The 24,886-nt window shown below is 42.2% G+C and carries 12 protein-coding genes; 9 read left to right on the forward strand and 3 right to left on the reverse strand.

What is annotated here, in order from left to right:
* The first annotated feature begins 4 nt into the window (after nt 1-4).
* The 5 genes from ACZ5O6_RS05950 to ACZ5O6_RS05970 all read left to right on the forward strand — a co-directional run bounded on the left by ACZ5O6_RS05950 (nt 5) and on the right by ACZ5O6_RS05970 (nt 13,354).
* Complete coding sequence (locus ACZ5O6_RS05950) at nt 5-9,352, forward strand: RHS repeat-associated core domain-containing protein (RefSeq protein WP_447090911.1); 9,348 nt, start codon at nt 5-7, stop codon at nt 9,350-9,352.
* Nucleotides 9,352-9,786: a hypothetical protein gene (locus ACZ5O6_RS05955; RefSeq protein WP_447090912.1), complete on the forward strand. Its 435-nt coding sequence runs from the start codon at nt 9,352-9,354 to the stop codon at nt 9,784-9,786. The genes ACZ5O6_RS05950 and ACZ5O6_RS05955 overlap by 1 nt, the downstream gene beginning before the upstream one ends.
* A gap of 200 nt (nt 9,787-9,986) precedes the next feature.
* Nucleotides 9,987-10,670, forward strand: coding sequence for a transposase (locus tag ACZ5O6_RS05960; protein WP_447090913.1), 684 nt, complete (start codon nt 9,987-9,989; stop codon nt 10,668-10,670).
* Nucleotides 10,671-10,719: 49 nt separating this feature from the next.
* Nucleotides 10,720-11,949, forward strand: a complete 1,230-nt coding sequence (locus ACZ5O6_RS05965; RefSeq protein WP_447090914.1) for a glycosyltransferase family protein — start codon at nt 10,720-10,722, stop codon at nt 11,947-11,949.
* 160 nt (nt 11,950-12,109) lie between these two features.
* The gene (locus ACZ5O6_RS05970) at nt 12,110-13,354 is read left to right on the forward strand and encodes a tyrosine-type recombinase/integrase (RefSeq protein WP_447090915.1); all 1,245 of its coding nucleotides are present in this window, start codon (nt 12,110-12,112) and stop codon (nt 13,352-13,354) included.
* A gap of 33 nt (nt 13,355-13,387) precedes the next feature.
* Here the strand turns inward: ACZ5O6_RS05970 and ACZ5O6_RS05975 are convergent, their stop codons facing one another.
* Entirely contained in the window at nt 13,388-16,552 is a 3,165-nt protein-coding gene (locus tag ACZ5O6_RS05975) for a chemotaxis protein CheB (protein ID WP_447090916.1), read from the reverse strand.
* 240 nt (nt 16,553-16,792) lie between these two features.
* Here ACZ5O6_RS05975 and ACZ5O6_RS05980 point away from each other — a divergent pair, with 240 nt between their 5' ends.
* Both ACZ5O6_RS05980 and ACZ5O6_RS05985 read left to right on the forward strand, forming a co-directional pair.
* On the forward strand, nt 16,793-19,519 hold the full coding sequence (locus ACZ5O6_RS05980) for a sensor domain-containing protein (RefSeq protein WP_447090917.1): 2,727 nt from the start codon (nt 16,793-16,795) through the stop codon (nt 19,517-19,519).
* Nucleotides 19,520-19,562: 43 nt separating this feature from the next.
* Nucleotides 19,563-20,798 (forward strand): DEAD/DEAH box helicase, encoded by a 1,236-nt coding sequence (locus ACZ5O6_RS05985; RefSeq protein WP_447090918.1) that lies wholly within the window; start codon nt 19,563-19,565, stop codon nt 20,796-20,798.
* A gap of 155 nt (nt 20,799-20,953) precedes the next feature.
* Here ACZ5O6_RS05985 and ACZ5O6_RS05990 read toward each other — a convergent pair whose 3' ends face one another.
* Entirely contained in the window at nt 20,954-21,292 is a 339-nt protein-coding gene (locus ACZ5O6_RS05990; RefSeq protein WP_447090919.1) for a YggL 50S ribosome-binding family protein, read from the reverse strand.
* Between the two features lie 304 nt (nt 21,293-21,596).
* On the opposite strand from ACZ5O6_RS05990, the gene ACZ5O6_RS05995 reads away from it, so the two are divergent.
* The gene (locus ACZ5O6_RS05995) at nt 21,597-22,232 is read left to right on the forward strand and encodes a phosphoadenosine phosphosulfate reductase domain-containing protein (protein ID WP_447090920.1); all 636 of its coding nucleotides are present in this window, start codon (nt 21,597-21,599) and stop codon (nt 22,230-22,232) included.
* A 107-nt stretch (nt 22,233-22,339) separates the two neighbouring features.
* On the opposite strand, the gene gorA is transcribed toward ACZ5O6_RS05995, so the two are convergent.
* Entirely contained in the window at nt 22,340-23,710 is a 1,371-nt protein-coding gene (gene gorA, locus ACZ5O6_RS06000) for a glutathione-disulfide reductase (RefSeq protein ID WP_447090921.1), read from the reverse strand.
* Nucleotides 23,711-24,112: 402 nt separating this feature from the next.
* Between gorA and ACZ5O6_RS06005 the strand changes: the two genes are divergently transcribed.
* Nucleotides 24,113-24,847, forward strand: a complete 735-nt coding sequence (locus ACZ5O6_RS06005; RefSeq protein ID WP_447090922.1) for a YebC/PmpR family DNA-binding transcriptional regulator — start codon at nt 24,113-24,115, stop codon at nt 24,845-24,847.
* Nucleotides 24,848-24,886 lie beyond the last annotated feature (39 nt).

A 24,886-nucleotide genomic window follows, 5' to 3' on the forward strand; every position in this document is an offset into this window, starting at 1 on the left:
AACAATGTATTTATTAACGATTAAAACCTTGATGTCAAAATTACTGCTAAGCCTATGGCTCACCGGATTAGTATTACTGCCGGTTATAGGGCATGCCTATTATATCGGTGATATACCTAATATGGATATCAGCAGTGGTTATGTACTTTCAAGGTCTGTTGTTATCGATCCTGTAACAGGCCAACCTATCTTGGTTAAGTACAATGAAGATGGCTCAGAAGCGGGTACGGTATCCACCGGTGGACTGTCAGTGAGTGATGTTGCCGTCGTGTCTGCTGCCGATTATCGTTTCTATCAACAACAGCTTACCGCTTATTTAGCCCAATACGCTGATACATTGGCACAAGGCGCAGAGTTGATGAGCAGTAGTGAGTTTGAGTCCTCCACTTTTTTAGCCGCAGATAATGTCACAGAAATTGAGTCTTCAATGCCACCTGGAGTGAACAGTGTTCTTGTTCGTGGGCAAACGAACCGCTTATCGGCAGATCCCCAGTCACTAATTTTATTATCGTTTCCCTATGATTTATCTCAAGATAGTGATGTAGGCGACAATATTGTCTCTTTATTGATGAATCGCGATGGCCAAATTATTACCCAGTCAGAAAAAAATATTGGCTTTCGTGTGGGCTATTTTGGTGACCCGAGTGAACCACAAAAAAGCTATCTCGATTTAGGCAGTGTTGACCAAGAAGATACCGTTTTTGGCCCCGTGCCTTTTACACCGATTACCGACGGCTTAGGTGGCACAGTGACAGGTAACGACGGTAGATATAGCTTGATCACCATTTATCCTCTTTGCCCTCCGGGTGGCTTTTGGTTTGATGGTTATATTTGGGCAGAATTAACCTATCGTAACTTTATGCCGACAGGATCCGCACTACACCCATACTTTATTCAATACCCACACTCATACTACTGCTATGCGACCGTCATAAACCCCACTAGTTTGGGAGCCATAGGCGCGATTTCAGCGGTTCAGGGGATTCTTGCCACAACCACCCGACCATTTTATCAAACCAACTTTTTTGTTGATGTCATGTTCCTTGGTGGAAAAATTTCATTACGTAATCTAGACAATGAAAGGGTAGCAATCGGTGACACAACAAACTACACCGCTTTTGACGAAAGTGCTGAAAAGCAAGTAGCACCTTATTATGATCTTAATGACGATGGTAGCCCAGATACCGTTGTTCGTGGGCGCATGTCAATATCAGTTGATCCAGATGAAGACGAACCCGTATTCGTTGCCGATGCAGAAGGCGATATACAAGGTGTTTATTTTTCTCCACCAGAAGATGACGATGATGCGCCAGACGTTATTCGTTTGATTGATGATGCGCCGCGTTTCGACGAACCTGTTGGTACTTTAAAGAGCATTAGTCAGGATGATTTGCGCAATACTGATTTATTGTTTTTTCGCGAATCTACTGGTCAGCTTATTATGGAACGACGCGGCTTGAAACAAGCTGAAGCTGACACTAATCGTAAGAAAGAAATACAGCTTAATGATAACGAAGTCACCTACCGGGTGATGTTAAGAGGCCCTGATGATGGCAGTGCAAGCCTAGGGGGAGCCTTAGACCGAGAAGATCGCAACAAAAGCTATAGTGAATGGGCGACAGACTACTTACTCGAAGAGCCTTTTAGGCATCGTGATGCAGACCATTTACGTTCTGGCGAACTCGTTCGCGTTGTGGCAATTAATCGAGCAACCGGCTACACCGGAACAGCACGTGTGCAACTAACCAGTGCCGGCGACAATCCATTAGCAGGGTTTTTAGATACAGAAGTCCCTGAAATCACCCTTTATCCACCCAATTTAAAGGTGTGGGCTGAGCGTAATTATGATGTGCAAGATGGACTGACAGAAGGTGAAAATCGTAATTATGTCATTGGCTCAGAGGGTGCAGCCTTAACAACCGATAAAACCATTACCATTTATACCGAGTGGCTGGATGAATACGGTCGTCCATTTCCAGAAGAAATGGGGCTCGACAATGGTGAAACCTATGGATTGACTGGGCGTTTAGCTAAAGTCGCTGGCTCTAATTTGGTCGGCGTTAATGCGGGCAATGATTTGTCAAAGTTTGCTATCTCTCCCGGTCAACAAACTCAAGTGATTAGCGTAGGCAGCAACCTCTCACGCGCCGAGCATTTCTATGTCCATGTTATTGGCAAGGCTAAAGAACAAGAATGTGTTAACAATAGTAGCTGTCCTAGCTTCAGCACTACGGGTAGCCAAGCGCCTTACGATACGCGCCCTGAGTTGCTCGTCCCTTTTAAAGTCCCATTAGCTGCTGAGACGGCGAGCTTATTGGAATATAGCGCTTACCGGTCAATTCTCAGAAGTAATCTAGGTCAGGATGTTGAATCGCCTCAAAAGCCACTGCCCACTTATGCATGGCAGTACCGACCTGAATACCAGTTTAGCCAGTATGAACTTGAAATCGATCAGGTAACGCGCGAGTTTCGTGATGAAAACGACGAGATTGAAAGCGTTAATCTTATCGATGCAGACAACCCGATTGTCGAATCTGGAGATGAAGCCCTTAAGGTATTTTACTCGTTGAATGGCAATGACAGTGATCGTCTTACCCCCATTGACGGTGAACAGCAATTGGTACTTGCCTTTGGGCAAGATGAACAAGCTGCCACAATTGGAACAGATCAAACAGCCAGCTTCGATAATGTCGCCCATATCGCTAAGCTAAACCCCGAAGACTTCATATCGCTTCGCCTTTATACAAATAACGATGCCGCCAATATCCTATCCGAATATGCGATCGAGAGAGCAAGAAGTATAGGTCTTGGCCGTAGTATTTCTATTGGAACATTTAATGCCGATGCCAACTCGAGCGGCGATGGATTAACGGATACAACCGACAGCTACATAGAATTACCCGTTATCGTCGAAGGTGCTAGTGCTGTGAGTGTTGAGATTCTGGATGAGAACCTCGACAGCCAAGGAACGCTCATTTCTCCTAATGACTATACCCCTGGCATTTATGCTTTTGTCGTAACTTACGGCGACCTAGAAGCGTTTATAGATGAAGACGACAAGTTTTATATTGCGGTTAATCAATTGAATTTGGCAAGTGGTCAAGAAACCCGAGACCTCTATACTGGTACGCTAAAAAATACGGTTAACAGTGAACTACTGGGCCAAGTGATTGAGCACGATACACGTATTCACCGTGGGTCGTTGACATTGCGCCGTGAAGATATTCAACTTAAAGGCGTTGGACCACAACTTAATTTTACCCGCAGCTATACTAATGAAAATGAACTTGGCCGCGAAAACAGCCCCATGGGCCCAGGCTGGAATCACAATCATGATATCTATCTACAAATCGTTGCGCGCGGCGATGCGGATGGTTTCTACGGCAATAACTTACCCAAATGGACGCAAGATGTACGCCCCGGTGATAAGCCGACAATATTACCCGAATCCGAATTTCCCGATGTAGACTTAGTTCCAACACTGATCTCTGTCAGTAATGCCGGCTTATTCAAGCGTGTCGACAATCGCTGGGTTTCTGCCCGAGGGTTTCATGGTAGCTTAGTCAGTACTAGTAACGGTTATGAGTACACCTCAAAAGATGGCACACGCTATTTATTTAACCCCCAAATTCCCGAAGATGAAGAAATTTCTGAAGAATATGTTGCCTTAAATCTTGAAGACAAATACCTAGTCAGCCAAGTGATTGACCGAAATGGTAACGCGCTGACTTATAACTATACTCGCGACCATAGTGTAGTGCCGCATGTCGATAGCGTGAGAGACAGCAGTGGTCGTACTTTAAGATTCAATTATTTTCAATACACAAACAACGCCCCACGTCTTGCTAGAGTAACCAGCCCAGAAACAAATATTGCTCTAACATTTGCCTATTCAGACGCGCCTCAAAATACTTCAGAAGATGCCTTAAATGGCGTTATGACACGCTTCGCTCGCGGCAGTTTTAACGAAAGTTACGATTACGACATTCATGATGACGATAATATTGCCAATATGGTGTCAGCGACAGACGCCAGAGGAAATAGTACGCGTTACGAATATATGAGCCCAAGCGCGGTTCCGGCTAGCTTATTAGAATTTGCTAAAGGAGCTAAGCGTACAGATATTGTTAGTACAATTGTGTATCCCGGCGACTCTGGACGTGCTCGTATCGAGTACCTGACATCGGGAAGCAACCAGCGCCGAGTTACAGACCTAAACGGCAACACCTCAACTTATACACTTAACGACTTTGGCAACCCTATACGTACGGATGATAGCTTAGGTAAAACCACTCGCATGACATGGACGATCGATGAAGGCTTAGATAGCTTGTTGATGACCAGTTACACCGATGCTCTAGGGCGAGTCACGCGTTATCAATACGATACACAAGGCAATATTACTCAAACAACCGACCCTCTAGGTACGATTACACAAACATGGGATCTCGAATACAGTTTGCTATCAACGCGTAAAGACCGCAATGGCAACAGTATTCAAAATACCTATGACAGCAACGGCAATTTATTAACGCAAACCGATGCGGCAGGTAATGTATCTCGTCATACTTATGACGGACGCGGTTTACGCTTAACCTCACGTCATCCAGGCAACGGCGGCACCACAAGTTACACTTACGATAGCTACGGCAATCTTACCCGTACCGAATTACCTGCAAGTAGTGTTTACCAATACACTAATGATTCTCGTGGGCGTAAAACGCAAGAAACCGATGCCAATGGCAATATCATAGATTACGAATACGATGCACTGGATCGCCTAACACGTATTGACCATCCTGATGGTTTCAGTCATCGATATACCTACGATGTTAAGGGTAATAAAATCAGTGAAACCGATAAACTCGGGCTTTCACTCATTTATGTGTACGACGAGCGTGACCGTGTTACTCAAGTTACTCGAAGTTTTGGCGAGGGTAGTAAAATTTACACCTACGACAATAATAGTAATTTATTGTCAGAGACGGACTGGTTAGGACAAGCTACACAACATACCTATGATGCCTTAGACCGCCGTGTTACCACGACCAATCGTATCGGCAATAGGATGTCGATGACCTACGATCTGGAAAACAACCTGCTGTCAGAAAGCGACTACCGGAATTTACAAACCGTCTACACCTATGATAGCGGCAACCGCCGCTTAAGTGTGACCAATGCCGCCAGTGATACGATGTCATATACCTATGACAACGAAAGTAACGTGCTAACAGAGACCGATTATTTGGGCCGTATCACCACGTACCAATATGATGCGCGTTATCTAAAAATCCGTCGCACTAATGCAATCAACGGTATTTATCACTTAGTCTACGATGCACGCAGCAACCTCATTAGCGAAACCGATGAAGAAGGGCGCACGACAAATTACACCTATGATCGACAAAACCGAAAAATCACAGAGAAAGATGCGCTAGGCTATTCAACTCGTTACGAATACGACGGTAATGGCAATGTTGTGAAGGTTGTTGATCGTCGCGGCTTTGAAACCCTTACCGCTTACGACAGCATTGATCGACCAGTAAACGTGACAGATGCGGATGGTTTTACCTCTACCTATGGCTACGATGCTAATGGCAATCAAATTTCGCTAGTCGATGGCAACGGCCATGAATCACGCTACACCTACGACTTGCTCAACCGCTTAATCACCGAAGTCAGCCCTGTTGGTGGCAATAGTAGCCATACTTACGATGCTAATAACAACCTTCTATCCAGCAACGATGCAATCGGAACAGACTATAACTACACCTACGATGCATTGGATCGTGTAGTTACTGAAACCCATGCTGCAGGAAATAGTGCATCGCGCGCTCAAAGTTACACTTATGACCCCAATAGCAACCGCTTAAGTACTACTAATTATCGAGGTTTTAGAACTACTTATACTTACGATGCTCTAAATCGGCAGCAGACAGTAACCGACGCGCTCAATCAACAGGTTCAACAGCGATACGATGCTGTTGGCAATAAGCTATCTATCACCAACCGTCGTGGTTTTACTACACATTATCAATACGATGGCTTAAACCGTCCAACGGTTATCACCGACCCACTTAACCAAACGTTGGTGAACACCTACGATGGCGTCGGTAATCTACTTGCCGAAACTGATAAGCGGGGCACCACAACGAGCCATACCTATGACCGACTTAATCGTTTGTTAAGCAGTACAAAACCTAGCGGCAGTAAAAATGTCATTTTAATACGTAATATCTATGATCCTGAGGGCAACATAGCCAGCCTTACCGATGCTAATGGTAATCGTACCCAATACGACTATAACGGCCGAGGTTTACAAACGAGAATTACCAACGCGGATTACACTACGCTATTAATGACCTACGATGGTGCTGAAAATCAATTATCGCTAACAGACGAAATTGGCCAGCGTACGCTATACGCCTATGATGATGCGAATCGATTAGTTGAAAAAACAAATTTTTCTTCTGAAACAACAGCTTATCAGTATGACTTAAACAATAATCGAACTCAAGTGACACAGCCACTTAGGAATTCGATGACCTATGAATACGATGCACTTAATCGAGTTACTCGTATTACCGATGGTGCAAATAACGCGACTCGGTATACCTACGACGATAACGGCAACCAGCTTAGCCATACCGATGCTAATGGCAATACCGTGCGCTATGTCTATGATGCGCTTGATCGTCAGACCCAACACCGACAACCCAATAACCTAGTAACAATCTACAGTTACGACCCTGAAGCCAATATGATAGGCAGGGTAGACCCCAATGGTAATACCTTTAGCTATACGTTTGATGTGCTGGATCGGCAGACAGCTCAAATTTTCCCGGAAGCTGGCAGTGCTTACATGCAACTCAGCCGCATAGCCACTGTTTATGATGCCAATAACAACCCCACACGTATCACAGAAACTAAGCAAAATTTGTTAGACGGCCAAGCCATCACCGATGTTTCAACCATGACCTATGATTTACTCGATAGAGAAATCACTCATATTCAGCGAGGACATGCGATCAGTTATAGCTACGACGATAACGGCAATCGTTTACAAGTAAGCTCCGCCGGAGGTAGCACCAACTATAGCTATGATAACCGCAACCGATTACTCACTGCGACAACGGGTAACGGCACTAGCACCTACGTGTATACCGCCGACAGTAAGCAATCAAGTATTAGCTATGCGAATGGTACGGTAACTCGCTATAGCTACGATAACGCAGATCGCACCACACAAGTGATCAACGAGCTAGACAATGGCGACCTTATTTCTAGCTTCGTTTATCAATATGACCAAAATAGCAACCGCACTCAACAAATCGAAACTCAAAACGGCTTTAGTAATGGCCAAGTCGAAACTACCAATTATACCTACGACAGTGCTAACCGCTTAACAAATACCCTAATTACTGACGATAACAGTAACACGTTAGCTGTTAGCTACACCTATGACAATAACTACAACCGCACAGGTGAACTAGAAGAGCAGACCATTAATGGCACACGTACTACGCTAAAAGATCGCAGCTCAAGTTTTGATGCCAATAACCGCCTGCTACAAATCACCGACAATCTAGAGGGGGAGACAATAGATTATGTGTACGACAACAACGGTAATACTCTTAGTAAAACCGACAACACAAAAGCCACACAAGAGCTTAGCCAGTTTATTTACGATAGCCGTAATCAGCTAAGCCAGGTTATTCGAGGCCCGCCAGGCAGTTTATCTAACCCCGCCAATAGCCAAGGCTACTACGACTACAACTACCGTGGTATGCGTATCCGCCATATCGGTAGTGAGCGTGGCAATATTGATTACCTCTACGATGGGCAAGCCGTACTCGAAGAACGCACACTGGATACCGACACCTTAGTGGCGCATTACCGCTACAGTGATCGTCTTATTAGTTTGAATACCGATACCGACGAACAGTATTATCATTACAGTGCACTCAGAACCACCACCAACCTCACCAATACCAGCGGTGAAGTTCAAGTTAGCTACCGTACCGATGTATGGGGCGAAATTACTGAGCAAGAAGGGGATAGTCCTAATCGGCAGGTGTTTACCGGCCAAGAGCATGATGAGAACACGGGGCTGATTTATTTTGGGGCGCGTTACTACGATCCGGATACTGCTCGGTTTATTAATCAAGACTCGTACTTAGGTGAGATCAATACGCCACCTTCTCTCCATCGATACCTGTATGTATATGCTAATCCGACAGTGTATGTGGATCCTAATGGGCATGCGGTGGGAACTGTCACGGGTACCATCGGTGGTTTCTTCTGGGGCTTTGGTCAAATGGTCGGGGGAATGATCAACGATACCTTCAATGGAAACAGTAGAAGCACTTCAGATTACCTTAGCGTTTGGGGGCAGAATATCGTTGGCGGTGCAGAGTTAGGCGCCTCATTTGATGTTTCAGTATTTTCTGGTGGCACACTGAGCTATACCGCTGGTGGTGCTTTAGGAGGCGCTGGGTTCGATGCGTTGACTTTTGATGGTCAAGCGCAATCAGCGAGTGATTTTGGTAAGGGCCAGCTTAAAGGCGCTGCTTATGGTGCTCTTGGTGGTGCGGTTCTCAGTAAAACTATGCCATATCTTGGAAAAGCGGCTGAAAAATCTGGCGCTTGGTTAGTGGGCAAATCTGCAACCGCTCAAAGAATCGGGCAGGGTATAGCGAATAAAGCAGGACAGTATACTGATGACTTAGTTAACTCTACCGCTGCACAAGAAGCTAAGCAGTTTGCTTCTAAAGTTGAAGGCGCTGCTCAATTAACGAGAGAGAAAGTCGCTGGACTTCTTAAGCCGAGTCGGCCTCAGAATATTACTGATAGTGCTGCTAATTCACCTATAAGTGCTGACTTGGAGCAGGAATTAATAGCTCGCTTAGGTCAGGATATTAAAGGTAATCCATTGCGCCAAGAGTACGAATCTAAGGTTGCTGAACTCGCCAGATACCAGCAAGGACTCACAGATCATTCAATTCGAGATAAGGCGATTGCAAATATGGCTAATTTGCCCGGCTCAGAAAAAGCACTAGCCGAAGCAGCAAATAATGCTCGTCGTCAGTTAGGTGTTGAATATAAAAGTCTAACTCCTGAACCGTTACGTGATTACATATATGAGGTTAACCTCAAGCGCTATGGTGATCCTTTAGGGCCGAGTGTGGAGTTGCTGGTTCAGAGAGGTAAAACTTATTCGCAGATAGTTGAAAGTGCCGCACGGCCAAATCCTGATGTGAATAAGTTGCTCGATGGGTTCGGCAAGTGGTTATCCAAGCAACCAGATGATTATGTTCAAAAACATATGCACTTGCTGAATGGGAATAATTAATGAACACTAAATTACTCAGAAATAGAGATGTTTTTAATTGCATCCTTGAGTACGACAGTTCGGCTGGGCCTTTAAAGGAGTTTTCAGCCTCAAATGTGCTAGAGAAAAAAATAGCTAAGCTGGGAAATTACATTAAGTTAGACGGTAAATACTATGGTATTTACGCTACAGTAGATGGCCCTTGTTTTTTTTATCAGGATGATAAGTTCTTATTAAGTGACCCTTGTGCTGTATTTCAACACACGAGAGGAGAAGAACAGCATTATTTTAGGTTTACCTATAACGGCAAAGTGGTAATTGATCTGAAATATGATCATTGGGATGATCTGGATATAGATCCTTGGTCGGAAGAAGATTTTATAGACTTTTTTATTTGGCTAACGAAATCTTCTAGTAATCAAGAATTTATCAATATGTGGACTGAACAGTACTAGGCACCCCTCCACATGCACATGACTCTGATCGTCACTGGCGCAATGTCAATAATTAACTGGACAGGCACACCAATGACATAACATAACTAAAGGGGTCAGAGTACAGAGTAAAAATACAGTAAAGTCATTTTTTCGTTAACCGGCCCACAACAACAATTCGAATAAAATAAAAAATACACTTTTGTTCAAGGAGGAACATTATGCCTAGACGTCCACGTTTTTGTCCTGCAGGTATCCCACAACATATTATTCAACGAGGTAATAATCGGCAAGCGTGTTTTGCTTCAAATCAAGATATGGCAGCATATGCCCATTGGCTTCACGAGGCATCAAAAAAATACAAAGTATCAATACATGCTTGGGTTTTTATGACGAATCATGTGCATTTATTGGTGACACCAGAAACAGAGCAGGGCGTATCAAAAATGATGCAATACCTTGGGCGATATTATGTGCGTTACTTTAATCATACATACCAACGCTCAGGAACGTTATGGGAGGGGCGCTTTAAATCGTGTTTGATTGAGAAAGGCCGCTATTTCCTAAACTGCCAGCGATATATAGAACTCAATCCTGTGCGTGCATCCATGGTGGATGATCCTGCAGATTATTTTTGGTCAAGTTATAGAGCTAATGCTTTTGGTAAAAAGATTAAGTTACTATCACCTCACGACCTATATTTATCGTTAGGAGAAACTGATAAAGAGCGCCAAACCAACTATAGAGATTTGTTTAAGTGCCAACTCCCCAGTAATTTGATTGATGACATTCGTGATACTGTGAATAAAGGGTTAATACTGGGGAGTGTTAAGTTTAAAAATGAGATAGAATCGATAACTCAACGAAGTTATCAATTAACTAGTCGAGGACCTAAGCCAAACTAATGCTACTTTTCTCTAATTTCCTAACACTGTATTTTTACTCTGACCCGATATGATAAAAACGATAGCAATTACTTGGGAGCTTGGCGGCGGGCTAGGGCATCTTAGTACTTTCCTACCATTAATAACCGCTTTACAGAAAGAAAATTATCGCATCGTATTTATTGTTCGTGATGTCTCGCGAATAGAATTGCTGTTTCCCGAGAGCCATTTGGAATTCTTGCAAGCGCCCGTGTGGTCGCCTAGGTTATCCAAACAACCTGGAGAGCTCAATTTTGTTGAAACCCTATTTCATTTAGGTTATTTAAAGCCAAATGGCTTAATAGGGCTAGTAAAGGCTTGGAAAAATCTATTTGATATTATCCGGCCAGATTTGTTGATTGCCGACCATTCACCTACTGCGCTTTTGGCCGCCAGATCATTAAATATTCCAAAAATACTTTTTGGAAATAGTTTCACAGTTTTACCTTCGGTATCGCCTACGCCTGAATATCGTTTTTTAGAGCACCAAAGGAGTAAAGATTCAATTGATAGAAGCAAGGCACGGTTAGTCAAATCTGAAAAGCTGATAATTGAAAACTGCAATAAGGCAATGAAGGCTATAGGTGCACCACCAATTAAAAATTTCTATGAGATATATCAAGTAAGCCATAGTTTCCTAACGACAGACAAACAATTAGACGTTTATCAACGTGAAAGTAAGGCTAATACAGAGTTTATTGGTGTTATTCAAAGTAAGAGCATAGGGACAGACCATGTCCATTGGCCTTACGGTAGTACAGCGCCTAAAGGCTTTATTTATTTAAAACAAGAATATCGTTTTTTGGAAGCGGTATTATCTGCGTGCCAATCAAGTGAGGCGCAATTCTTGATTTATATTGATCGTTTATCTCACACACTAATGCAACGCTATTCATCTAAAAAAATGACTTTTAGCGATAAGCCTTATCAGATTGATACAATAAGAAACCAATGCGATTTTGCCATATTACATGGCGGAAATTTATTAGAAGCATTTCTCGAAGTAGGTAAACCTCTATTAATGTTACCTATGCAAATGGAACAAACGATGTCTGATTACCGCGTAAAAGCAGCTAAAGCGGGAGTTGTTTTTACTCAAGAAGATTCACCCGATGATCTTATTCTATATGTAGAACAGCTAATTAATGAACGTTCTTATCGAGACGCAGCCAAAGTTCTTTCACGCAATATGGGAAAAATCGAGGCTACAGAAAGAATTAAGCGAGTAGTTGATAAGGTTGATGCACTATTGATCCAATAGCTCTGTAAACGTAGCTGTAATTGGTTTAGAACAATATATTGGTAGGCGGGAAGAAAGCCAAGTACTACATATTCTGTTTATGTCTAATACTGTTAAGTAGTAGACTATAGTAAAATAAAGCAATACAATGACATCAAACACTAAATAGTGATTGATACCTATGTCATTTCCTGCACCAGTACCGTTATATCCAACTTACAATGCTTTAAAAGATATTCAGTTAACTGAATATCCATTCTTGTTTTCTTTTTTAAATGCCGCAGATGAACAACCTTGGCGTATGCAACATTGGCAATGGGGATTATCATTTTTACAATATGTGGGTAGAAATAAGTCTGAGCATACTTACAATCGATTTCGTAGTGAAACTGAACGCTTTTTACTGTGGTTATTTTTAGTCAAAAGCCTACCAATGGATGGACTCAAAAAAAGTGACATTCTTGAGTATGTTGATTTCTGTTGGAAACCGCCGCTTAACTGGATTGGTTTAGCCGCTTATGACCGATTTCAATGGCTTAATGGCGAATACAAAACAAACCCCAAGTGGCTACCATTTAGGATGAAGGCGTTTAAAGGCCAAGATCCAGCAACATTAGATAAGAAAAAATACAAGCCATCACAAGAAACACTCAAGTCGCTTTTTACGGGTGTTATCGCGTTTTATAAATATTTAATGAACGAAGAACTGTGCTATGGCAACCCTGCGCAAATTGCCAAATCAGATTGCCGTTACTTTATCGCCGATGCTCAGGTTAAAAAAATACGTCGCCTCACAGAAGATCAGTGGCAATATGTATTAGACATAGCAACGCATTTAGCTGCTGAAGATCATGCTTATGAGCGCACATTATTTATCGTCGCCAGCTTAAAAACATTATTTTTGCGCATATCAGAACTTTCTGAGCGTAAAGACTGGTCGCCAGAAATGCGACACTTTTGGCAAGACGAAGACAAAAATTGGTGGTTAAAAGTGTATGGGAAAGGAAGAAAGTTACGTGATGTTAGTGTGCCTACGCAATATATTGATTATTTAAAACGCTATCGTATTCATCGAGCATTACCCTCACTCCCCTCTTCTTACGATACATCTCCCATCGTTGAAAAAATTCGTGGTCAAGGCGGTATGACTGCACGACATTTAACACGATTGGTGCAAGAAGTTTTCGATAAAGCTTATGCAAAAATGCAACAACAGCAGGGAGAAGATGCCGCTAGAAAATTATTAGAAGCTTCTACTCATTGGTTGCGTCACACAGGCGCCAGTATGGAAATAGAGCGTGGTCGAGCCCTAAAAGATTTATCGGAAGATTTAGGCCATGCAAGCATGGCAACAACCGATACAATTTATGTACAGAGTGAAAACAAAAAACGGGCGGCATCCGGTAAATTACGTGAGGTAAAATAGCCTTACGCCGCAATTAGCATCATTTATTCAAAATCAATCGTTACTATCGCCCGCTGTCGGCAACAAATTAGTGATTTGGTTATCAATTTGTCGACGGCGAATAGCATATCTAATGCTTCTCAATAAAAGTTGTGAGGTAACATCTTTTTTGTCAATGAGGTCAAGCGCGCCATGTGATAGTAAAATAGCGTTAAGTTCGTCATGGCTGTCGCTATCGCCCGTTATCACAATAACGGGAACATCAATATCGTGGTTGGCTAGTCCGTTAATAAAATCTAGCGCCGTTTCGTTATTCAGGTTGTAATCCACTAAACAAATATCAATATTTTGTTTGTTAAGATGGCTATATGCAGAATGAATATTTTTTGATTCGAAAACAGAAATATCACATTCTGTTATTCCAAGTAATGACTGTTTAATAAGCTCTAAATCACCGGCGTTATCATCAAGCATCAGTGCTTTCAGTTTTTTGGGCTGAGGTGTTGTATCTAATATTTCTAATGCATTATTAATACTGTTTCGTAGGCCTTTGTAGGCGACAGACATTCCCATTTCTGTATATTTTACTTTCGAAATATCCGAGAAGGTAACCGCAACTCCTTCACTTTGTGCAACATCGTTATAGCTGTAGGGGTTAATCGAAACTCTCAATACTCGCTTGTCAGGCAAGGTAATTTCATGCTCTTTTGGCTTGCCTGAAGTAAATACATGCGATACATCCGATAGCATATTGTCGTATTTAATATTTTTGGAAATGTGATGAAAAGGTCGATTAACATCAGTTTCTAGTAAATTAATGTAATCGGTAACCGCATGGGTGTAGCGACGTATCAACATGTTTTCGTTGAGGAAAATAATCCCTATTTTCGATAAGCCCAGCACTTCATCTAAATCACCGTTGGCTTGAGATATTTCAGCGATCTTTTCTTGGTATTCTGAGTTAACGGTATACAGTTCCTCGTTAACTGATTGTAATTCTTCGTTAGTGCTTCGTAACTCTTCGTTGGCCGACATTAATTCTTCATTGGCTGATTGCAACTCTTCGTTGGTTGTTTCGAGCTCCTCTACCGTTACTTGTAAATGCTCTTTGCTGCGTTTGAGTTCAAGTTCAAGATCTTCAATACGTTGGCGCGACTGCTCAGCGGCATCAAAAGAAACGAGCTTGACGGTATCGTGGCTATCTTTATTATCATCGCTTTGTTCAAAAACCACCCAGAAATAGCCCGGTGAATTTTCTAGTTCATGCTCTTTAATATAACTAACACGCAAATTGAGCCCTATTGGTGAATCGCCTGATTGCGTATATACATCACTATAATAAACTTCTTTGCCGGTTTGCTGTGCACGTTGCAGTGCAGACGAAACCGCTATACTAATATCGTCATTCACTAAGTCTTTAACATCAGTACTAATTCGCCCAGGTGGCAATCGTCTAACGAAACCGCTGACATCACCGTAAACATGCAGCGCTTGATGGTCTTCGTTAAGCAATATACAAGGCGGGGCATAATGTGTAATTAGTGCTTCGTTGGCAAAGCTAATAGTTGAACCTACGCTATTACCTCCTCGATAGTTTTTCATGAGTCGACTCACTGAAGGTATCGGTTGCGTTGAGGATTGTACGGCTGATGATGGCGGAGGTGAATTGCCAATAGGTATTCTTACACTGCTGCGCTTGCGATAAATTTTATTGCGTTCGTGAATAACTTCGAAATGCGGTGCTAAATCACCTAAGTTTTCAGAAGAGCCTAAATATAAATAGCCATTTTTTTTGAGAGAAAAATGCAGCGATGTAAGCACACGTTTTTGTACACTGTGTTGAAAATAAATTAAGACATTACGGCAAGTGACCAGATCCATATTAGAAAATGGCGGATCAGTAATCATATTATGTGTTGCAAATATCACCATTTGGCGAATATTTTTATGCACTTGGTAAGTGTTTGCTGTCGTTTTTAAGAAATGCTTAGACAGCGCATTTGCATTAACATCATTTGTAATGTCTTCATTATAAATACCATTACTGGCTTCGCTAATGGCATCGGCATTCACATCGGTAGCAAAAACTTTAATTTGACGCTTAATTTTTTGTTTTTCTAATTCATCTGCAAAAAGAATTGCGATTGAGTAGGCCTCTTCTCCGGTAGAGCACGCAGCTGTCCACACACGTATTGGTGTTTTCTCTGTAGAGTTTTTAACTAAGTTAGGAATGATCTCTTGTTTTAAGTGATTAAAGGCATCGTCGTCCCGAAAAAATCGCGTAACACCAATCAGCAATTCTTTACTGAGAACCTGTACTTCGTAAGGTTCTTTAAAGAGTAAGGTGAGATATTCTTGTAATGAAGTGACCTGCTTAATAGTCATCCGCCGTTCAATACGGCGAGCAACCGTCGATGGTTTGTATTTAGCAAAATCAATTTCGCTTTTCATCTTAAGCACATTGAGAATCTCGGCCATGACATCTTCATTTGTTTCCATGCTGTCACGCAGGACACTGGAATCTCCACTGACTAGAGGATGCTGTATATAGGATTCTAATTTAGCGCCCATATCTTCTGGGCGAAGAATGAGGTCGACAATGCCGGTATTAATCGCGCTATTAGGCATGCCATCAAATTTGGCGCTTTCAGGGTCTTGAGCGATGACTAACGCCCCCGCTTCTTTCAGTGCTTTAATGCCTCGGCTACCATCTGAGCCGGTACCCGATAAAATAATACCGATGGCTTTATGCTGCTGATCTTCAGATAGTGAACGAAAGAAAATATCAATGGGTAAATTAAGGCCAGAGTCTGGCACTCTGTCTGATAATAGTAATTCGCCTTGGGCGACCATCATGTTTTTCTTTGGGGGGATTAAGTAAATAGTATTGGGTTTTACCGCCATCCCATCTTGTACATTTAATATTTCCATGGAAGTATGCTTACTTAATAATTCAAGCATCATACTTTTAAAGTCAGGTGACAAATGTTGAACAATAACGAAACAAGCGCCTGTATCTTTCGGTAAATTTTGCAAAAGGCTCTGGAGCGCTTCTAGACCACCGGCAGAAGCACCAATGCCTATATAGTGTGTGGGTAAAACACTAGGGTGATCAGGGACACTTTGCTTGATAACTTTTGCTTTTTTACTGCTCATATTAATCACCGCTAAAGATAAAGGTCGTTTTAATACCACTATATAACGGTCTGTTAATGGCATAGTTGGCTTTTAGGGCGCATATACTATACTTTAAGTATTTGAAAGGATATAAAATACCCTTTTGTCTCAAGGGTAAAGAATAATGTTTGAGGTAGTTCACATAAAACTGTCGCAGAAAGTATTAAAATATGTCGGTTGCCAATTTGTGAATCTACTTTTCTACCGCCTTTATGCGCAATTAAAGTATCACAGCCATTACTGGCAAACGTGTGTTGTGCCAGAAACGGATAAAGGTCACTCATGAATTCTAATGTATCTATTCAACGTACTCATGCGGTCACTAAAATTAATAATCGTCGCAGTGATCAGGCTGTACGTTCGGCCATTGATGATATTCAAAATCTATTATTTGACCCCCAAGCTTCTTCTAAGATCTTTTCATTGTTGCTAGAGCATGTAATGAATTTAACCCAAAGTGATTTTGGTGTCATTTTGTTAGCAAACGAAGCCGGTTCGTTACCAATAACAGAAGATGGCGCGTTATTTTCATTGTTCTGTTCAAAAAATAACACCCCCTTCTGTCGAGAAACTGTTATCCAGCGCTGGATAAAACAAAAAGCACTACCGCTGCGCCCCACATTTTTTAATGCGCCAATATCAGCCAGCTATCAAAAGCTGCTTATCGATCCAGAACCATTACAATCGTTAATGATTCTTCCCATTGTTAGCCACAACGGCTTGCGTGCTATCTGTATATTGTCAAAACGTATGGACGACTACCAAGGCAGTACCGTCAGGCGAGTATTGCCTTTATTGGGGTCAATTATTTGCACGCTACAAAGTGCAGAATCTATCAATGGCCAAATAGAGGGGCTCGATAAAAAAATTGCCAGCAATCGCTATTTAAGTAGTTTGTTTTCGTGGTCTCCTACCGCTATTTTGGTGGTCTCACCTGAAGATAAAATATTAACGAGTAACCCTGCTGCACGAGATATGTTTTTTCGGTCTTCTCAGAGCATCGATGCAATAAGCTTGTCGGGTTTATCTATTCAATCGCTTATCCCTAATTTTGAGTCACTTTTTCAGTGGTCAAAGCAACATCTTCCTTATGGTTCAGAGAAACCAATTACCACCCCTCGCTTGTGGGAAGAAGAAACTGCTCAGCGTATTGATGGCGAACGTTTTTTGATCAACCTCACAGTGTTCCGCTATACCCACGGCAATCAGCAATACACTACGCTACAAATTCATGATATTACGGCAATACGAGAAAAGGCGGATGAGTATCATCAAGCATCACAAGAGCTAAGCGCTCTGACCCACTTAGTGCCTGTGGGCATCATTCGCATCGATATTAGTTGGTGCTGTGTGTATGCCAACGATAAGTGGCATGAATTTACTGGCCTGACAAAAGAGGAAAGCAGTGGCCAACTATGGATTAATGCTATTCATAGCGATGATGTTAAAGGTGTATTGGATGAATTACGCGACGCACTACAAGTGGGCAATGACTATCAAAAGGAGTTTCGACTAGTATCACCGCTTGGGCAAACGCGCTGGGTTGAGTTAAATATGCGCGTACTATTTGATGAGTCGGGTAATGTCGAAGGTTTTTTAGGCTCATTTGCAGATGTCACTGAGCGATTATTACACCAAGAGAAACTTCGTCATATCGCAGAATATGACGGGTTGACCGGCTTAGCGAATCGTAATTTATTTCAGGATCGCTTGCAGCAAGCGTTTTATTTATCCGAGCGTGATGACTCCTTAATCTCATTGCTATTTTTAGATTTAGATGGCTTTAAAGATGTTAATGATACCTTAGGGCACGATGCGGGCGATGTGCTTTTACAGCAGGTGGCTGATCGACTGATTAATACATTGCGACGTAATGATACAGTAGCGCGTTTTGGCGGCGATGAATTTGTTGTACTGCTAGGGAAAGATGACCATGACAATAATAGCGCTTTAGTGGCACAAAAAATTATCGATGCGATTGCTGAATCTTATATGGTCAATGATCACGAAGTTTTTATGACAGTAAGTGTTGGCATTTCGGAGGGTACACATTTTGATAGCTCGCCGGAAAAAGTATTAAAGCAAGCGGATACTGCTCTTTACTTAGCGAAACGAGAAGGTAAAAATAATTACCAACTATTTACATCGAAGCTAGATGATGATTCAAAGGAGCGCGTTTCATTAATTAATCAATTACGGCACGCGATTAACCGTGAGCGTTACCAACTTTTTTATCAACCTGTGTTTGATATTCAAAAAGATTGCGTTATCGGGTTTGAAGCCCTACTTCGCTTTTATGATAATACCAATAAAATTGTTAGACCTGAAAAGTTTATCCCTATTTTAGAAGAAACAAATATGATGTCGGAAGTGGGAACTTGGGTTTTCGACAGTGTTTGCCAGCAACTGAAATTTTGGCAATCGAGTGGTTCCTTTCCTGATAATGGCTTTATTGCTTTTAATGTTTCCCCCAAGCAGCTTTTGGATGATTCGTTTTCTTCGACCATTAAAAGTATTTATGAAAAGTATGATGTAGATACTAAGCACATTGTCATGGAAATAACAGAAACCGTTATTATCGATAAGCCACAAAAAGTGAAAAAAATACTGAATGATATAAAGAGTTATGGGATTCGCCTATCTCTCGATGATTTTGGTACGGGTTACTCATCACTCAGTTATTTGCAAAACTACCCGTTTGATCATATTAAAATCGATAAATCATTTGTGGATGATCTATATACGGATAGTAAAGATGCCAAAATCACTAAGGCGATTATTGCTTTAGCTGACTCGATGAACCTTAGTGTTACCGCTGAAGGTGTTGAAAATAGTGATTCGCTTTCCTTTCTTACCAAATTAGGGGCGCATCTATTCCAAGGCTATTATTTAAGCAAGCCAGTACCTGCTGATTTAGCCATCACTTTTGTCGATAAAAGCGCCTGTTCTTGTACATCAAATATTCAACCGGAAGCATCCAACGAAACGATTCTCCCCACGGTTACATAAACCGCTTATAATACGCATTTTTAAACGGTGTATTATTGATTTTATGGAATTTTCATCCCTTCACTTCTCCCCAGAAATACAACAAGCGATAAAGTCTTGTGGTTATCGCCAAATGACGCCTATTCAAGCGCAAGCGATGGTGCCCGCGAGTCGCGGCAAAGATCTTTTAGCTTGTGCACAAACCGGTACGGGGAAAACCGCCGCGTTTACACTCCCTTTGTTACAGCGAATGCAGGATGCCGCTAAGGTAACAGAAGCCGAGGGTCGCTCACCTCAAATGTTGATTCTGACACCCACACGAGAGTTAGCTGAACAGTTAGCGAAAACTGTGTCGCAGTATGCTCAGTTCTTGCCCTTTAAAACGCTCGCGGTTTTTGGTGGTGTTAAAATCGATAAACAAGCCACCAAGCTACAATCAGGGGTGGATATATTAATTGCGACACCGGGGCGCTTATTAGAATTAGTGACCCAGTGCCATACGCATTTGTCGCAGGTTAAATTTGTTGTACTCGATGAAGCGGATCGAATGCTCGACATGGGTTTTGTCAATGATGTATACACCTTATTAAAAGGTACCGCTAAACAGCGCCAAACATTGTTATTTTCTGCAACGCTTTCAGGCGATGTGTCCGCCCTCGCCCACAAACTATTACATAATCATCAAGAAATCCGTGTTGATAAAGCTAATTCAACCGCAAATACCGTCGAACACACAGTGTACGCAATTGAAGAAAAGCAGAAAATTCGCTTATTTAATGAGCTGTTAGAGGAATATAACTGGTATCAAGTCTTAGTTTTTACTAGTACCAAACAGCAAGCCGATGCACTGCTCGAGAGCTTAAAAAAACAAAAAGTCCCTGCTGCTATTTGTCACGGAGATAAAACACAAGGGGCGAGACGCCGTGCATTGGCTGATTTTTCATCAGCAAAAATTCAGGTACTTATCGCAACAGAAGTGGCTGCGCGCGGGCTAGACATTCAAGGCTTAGAATACGTTGTTAATTATAATTTGCCATTTTTGGCGGAAGATTATGTGCACCGCATAGGGCGTGCGGGGCGTGCAGGCAATAAAGGCTATGCTATTTCATTAGTCAGCCGTGAAGAAGAGCGGGCGCTGGATGCGATACAACGCTTGATCGGCCAAAAAATTAAACGGATTAATCGTCATCAATATACCGCCAATAATCGACGAAGTTTGGTCGAGAAAATAGAACGTGGCAAACGATTAAACAAAAAGAATAAAGCCAGCCAAACGGTGATTAAAAAAGGCGGTCGCTAGAGGATGGTTATATCAAGAAAGCATTAGAGAGCAGTTTAAACTGCTCTCGTAAAAATCTGAATTTAAAGGTTTTTTACAATTTCATTATGCCGAACTTAATCCCGCACCCTTCTAGCGACAGACATTTATTAGATTCCGGTTTTCACCGGAATGACTTACATTTCGTAACAAGCGTCAACCAGCTTACCGATAGTGATATCACTGACTATTTTGTAACCCGATAGCGCTTCTTCAATCGCTTTACGGTCTTCTTCGGTTGCTGAGCCATAGCGGTCACCTGAAGTCACAAAGCCTTCAAATAAGTCTTCGTTGCCATCGAGGCTTACAAACAAGTTACGGTCTTCTACTTGCCCTGCGAAGTTATCAAAAAATGCACCGTAGTCAGCTTCTTCGCTTAGATCTATTTTGCAAGAAAATTCAAAACCCATAATCGCGTATTCATCAAGGTAAAGTTTTTTGCGTAAGCGGCGGCTGCGTTTGATAGGGTCGGTCATGGTAAGTGGTCCTAATTAATAATGAAATGGTTGTTAGTGAAATCACTTAACTGTGCAGTGGTCTACACGCTGTTATGTGATTTGTTAAAAAGGAGCGCATGTTAACAGGTTTGCTTGTCTACAGGCGAAAGAATCAGCCCTTCCCTGTTTATAGGTGTATGAAAAAGGCGCTCATTCAGAAGTTCATCATATAAGAATATAAGTAATCAGTCTTACTATGGCGTCATAGGAGGCTTTCTATTTATTGGTCTCAGCTTTACTATAGCGGCCATTATTTGACGACGACAAAGAGATATTGATAACCATGACGACTATTGATTTTGCGAGTATTAATGCGCAACTTAGAGACAAGCACCCTACAGAAATTGTTAAGTGGGCTCTTGGCTTAGGGAAAAAAGCCATTGTCACGACTAATTTTGGCCCTCACGAAGCCGCGATATTACATATGGCGTCGACGGAAGATAAGGCATTGCCGGTGATCTGTGTTGATCATGGCTATAATACCGAAGCGACTTATCGTTTTGCTGAAGGCCTGATTCAGCGTTTAGCGTTGGATATGCATTACTACACGCCCAAGGTTACCGCTAAAAGGCGCGCTACAGTATATGGTGGTATTCCTAGTATCGACGACGAAGCCGCCCATGATGAGTTTACGCGAGAAGTGAAGTTAGAGCCTTTTGGTCGCGCAATGGCAGAGTTTTCGCCGGAGGTGTGGTTAACGGCGATTCGTAAAGAGCAAACCCCTTTCAGGGATTCGTTGGATATTGTTACTCAGGATATCAGTACTGGCTTGATCAAAGTCGCTCCGATGTTTTATTGGACCGAGCTTGACCTAGAAGAATATTTGGTTGAGCACGATTTACCTATTGAGGAAGATTACAATGACCCAACCAAAGTGTTAAAAGACCGCGAATGTGGTTTGCACGTGGGTAAATCGTAAGTACGTCATATAGCTATAAACTCTAATTATTTCAAATGATTAGAGTTTATAGTTAATCTAGATTTGATGTTTTGTAAGGGGGTTGAGGTTAACCCCCTGATAGCTTGCTATAAAATATAAGCGGGTTCGCGCATCGTAACAAATTCTTCGGCAGCGGTAGGATGAATGCCGATAGTATTATCAAAGTCTGCTTTTGTCGCTCCTGCTTTAATCGCGACCGCTAAACCCTGAATAATCTCCCCTGCGTCTGCACCAACCATGTGGCAGCCCACCACTTTATCTGTTGTTTGATCAACCAGCAGCTTCATAAAGGTTCGTTCTTCTAATCCACTGAGCGTGTGTTTCATATGCTTAAATTCTGACTTATACACGGCAACTGATCCCAGCTTTTCTTTGGCTTGCGCCTCGGTATAACCCACGGTGGCAATATTGGGCTGACTAAATACCGCTGTAGCAATAAAGTCGTAATCAACCGTATGTTTTGCGTCATTCTCTTTTCGGCCATAGAGGTTTCGTGCTAATGCCATACCTTCTGCTAGTGCTACGGGAGTTAATTGCATACGATCAATCACATCGCCGACAGCGTAGATAGAAGGTTCTGCGGTTTGAAAATCGTCATTGACAACAATGCTGCCATTCGCGGTAAGCTCAACGTGAGTATTTTCTAAGCCAAGATTCGCTGTTTTAGGTTTACGACCCGTTGCATACATGATGGCATCAACTTCTTTGGTAGAGCCGTCCGTTAGAGTCACTAATAAGCTACCATCTTGCTGTTTTTCAATCGCAGTCACATTGGTATTAAAGTGAAGATTAACACCCTTTTTACGCATTTCATCGGCGGTAAATTCGCGAATGTCGTCATCGAAGCCTCGCAAGAACATATCGCCACGGTAGAGTAAGTGAGTGTCACTGCCATAGCCTTGGAAAATACCGGCAAACTCAACAGCAATGTAGCCGCCGCCAACAACAATCACTCTCTTAGGGAATTTATCAAGATAAAAGGCTTCGTTAGAGCTGATAATGTGTTCACTACCCGGAATGTCCGGCACCATCGGCCAACCGCCAACGGCTACTAGAATACGTTCGGCGGTATATTGCTTGCCGCCGACTGCGACCGTGTGAGCATCAACCACTACACCCCGCCCGTGAATAATTTCAACACCGGCATTCTGTAACATGCGGTCATAGATACCATTAAGGCGCTCTATTTCTTTGGTTTTATTGTCTCTTAATGTCGGCCAATCAAACGTGCTGCTACCAACATTCCAGCCAAAACCTTTAGCGGCTTCAAACTCTTCCGCAAAGTGCGAGCCATAAACAAATAGTTTTTTGGGAACGCAGCCCACATTAACGCAAGTGCCACCAAGGTATAAATCTTCTGCAACGGCTACTTTAGCACCAAGGCTGGCAGCAATACGGCTAGCGCGTACGCCGCCAGAACCTGCGCCAATCACAAATAAGTCGTAATCGTAAGACATGATAAATTCTCGATATGATTGAAAGATGGCAGCATCATAACGCTGCTGCTTTTAAAAACATAATCAAAGCCATTAATGGCATAGATATATTTTATCTATACCTGTGGTGTACTCTAAAACTTCGAATAAAAGAGCAGGTTATTTCTTCAGCAACTCTTGGCAGCAGGGAAGCTGCCACGAAGTTTATAGGATATATTTACAGCGTGTTGCCGAAGAAATAACCTGCTCTTTTGTTCTATAAATGCAATTTAGCTCAGAATGCACCACAGGTTTTATTGTTGGTGTTGTTAATAAACCCCACCATGCTTTATATGGCAGGTAGACCAAATAATTAGATAATGGTTTCACGTTCCGCGATATAACGTTAAAATCTTTGGCTTTTTACAGCATTGGAAAAGAATAATGGGTAGAGCATATCAAAACCGTAAAGAATCAATGGCGAAAACCTCTGACGCGAAAGCCAAGGTTTACAGTAAGTATGGGCGAGAAATTTATGTATGCGCCAAAGCTGGCGGCATTGACCCTGATGGTAATCTAGCCTTGCGGAGCATGATGGATCGTGCAAAAAAAGATCAGGTGCCTAGCCATGTCATTCAAAAAGCTTTAGATAAAGCCAAAGGTGGTGGCGGTGAAGATTTTGCGACAGCACGCTATGAGGGCTACGGTCCTGGCAGCACGATGGTGATTGTTGACTGTCTCACCGACAACCCCAATCGCACCTTTGGTGATGTGCGTATTTGTTTTACCAAAACAAAATGTAAAATTGGGACACAAGGCAGTGTTAGCCATATGTTTGATCACTGTGCTATTTTTGTTTTTAGCGGCGATGACGAAGAGGCTGTATTAGAAGCCTTGATGATGGCCGATGTCGATGTTACCGACATTGAAAGCGATGATTCGTCTGAAGATGATAGTACTAAAATTACGGTTTTTGCCCCCCACACGGAATACTTTAAAGCTAAACAAGCGTTAACTGATACGTTTGATGGCATTGAGTTTGACGTCGATGAAATTCAATTTATTCCACAAAACACGACGCCTGTTGAGGGTGATGATATAGAGATGTTCGAGAAGTTTCTCGATATGCTCAACGATTTAGATGATGTACAAAACGTTTATCACAATGCTGAACTATAATGAAGTAAAGGATAGCGCACTTTCTATTTAAAACACGTG

The sequence above is a fragment of the Eionea flava genome, assembly GCF_055393785.1.

What these genes read in the sequence shown, in the direction of transcription:
- ACZ5O6_RS05950 (WP_447090911.1), top strand. Translation starts at nt 5, where the DNA reads ATGTATTTATTAACGATTAAAACCTTGATGTCAAAATTACTGCTAAGC.
- ACZ5O6_RS05955 (WP_447090912.1), top strand. Translation starts at nt 9,352, where the DNA reads ATGAACACTAAATTACTCAGAAATAGAGATGTTTTTAATTGCATCCTT.
- ACZ5O6_RS05960 (WP_447090913.1), top strand. Translation starts at nt 9,987, where the DNA reads ATGCCTAGACGTCCACGTTTTTGTCCTGCAGGTATCCCACAACATATT.
- ACZ5O6_RS05965 (WP_447090914.1), top strand. Translation starts at nt 10,720, where the DNA reads ATGATAAAAACGATAGCAATTACTTGGGAGCTTGGCGGCGGGCTAGGG.
- ACZ5O6_RS05970 (WP_447090915.1), top strand. Translation starts at nt 12,110, where the DNA reads ATGTCATTTCCTGCACCAGTACCGTTATATCCAACTTACAATGCTTTA.
- ACZ5O6_RS05975 (WP_447090916.1), bottom strand. Translation starts at nt 16,552, where the DNA reads ATGCCATTAACAGACCGTTATATAGTGGTATTAAAACGACCTTTATCT.
- ACZ5O6_RS05980 (WP_447090917.1), top strand. Translation starts at nt 16,793, where the DNA reads ATGAATTCTAATGTATCTATTCAACGTACTCATGCGGTCACTAAAATT.
- ACZ5O6_RS05985 (WP_447090918.1), top strand. Translation starts at nt 19,563, where the DNA reads ATGGAATTTTCATCCCTTCACTTCTCCCCAGAAATACAACAAGCGATA.
- ACZ5O6_RS05990 (WP_447090919.1), bottom strand. Translation starts at nt 21,292, where the DNA reads ATGACCGACCCTATCAAACGCAGCCGCCGCTTACGCAAAAAACTTTAC.
- ACZ5O6_RS05995 (WP_447090920.1), top strand. Translation starts at nt 21,597, where the DNA reads ATGACGACTATTGATTTTGCGAGTATTAATGCGCAACTTAGAGACAAG.
- gorA (WP_447090921.1), bottom strand. Translation starts at nt 23,710, where the DNA reads ATGTCTTACGATTACGACTTATTTGTGATTGGCGCAGGTTCTGGCGGC.
- ACZ5O6_RS06005 (WP_447090922.1), top strand. Translation starts at nt 24,113, where the DNA reads ATGGGTAGAGCATATCAAAACCGTAAAGAATCAATGGCGAAAACCTCT.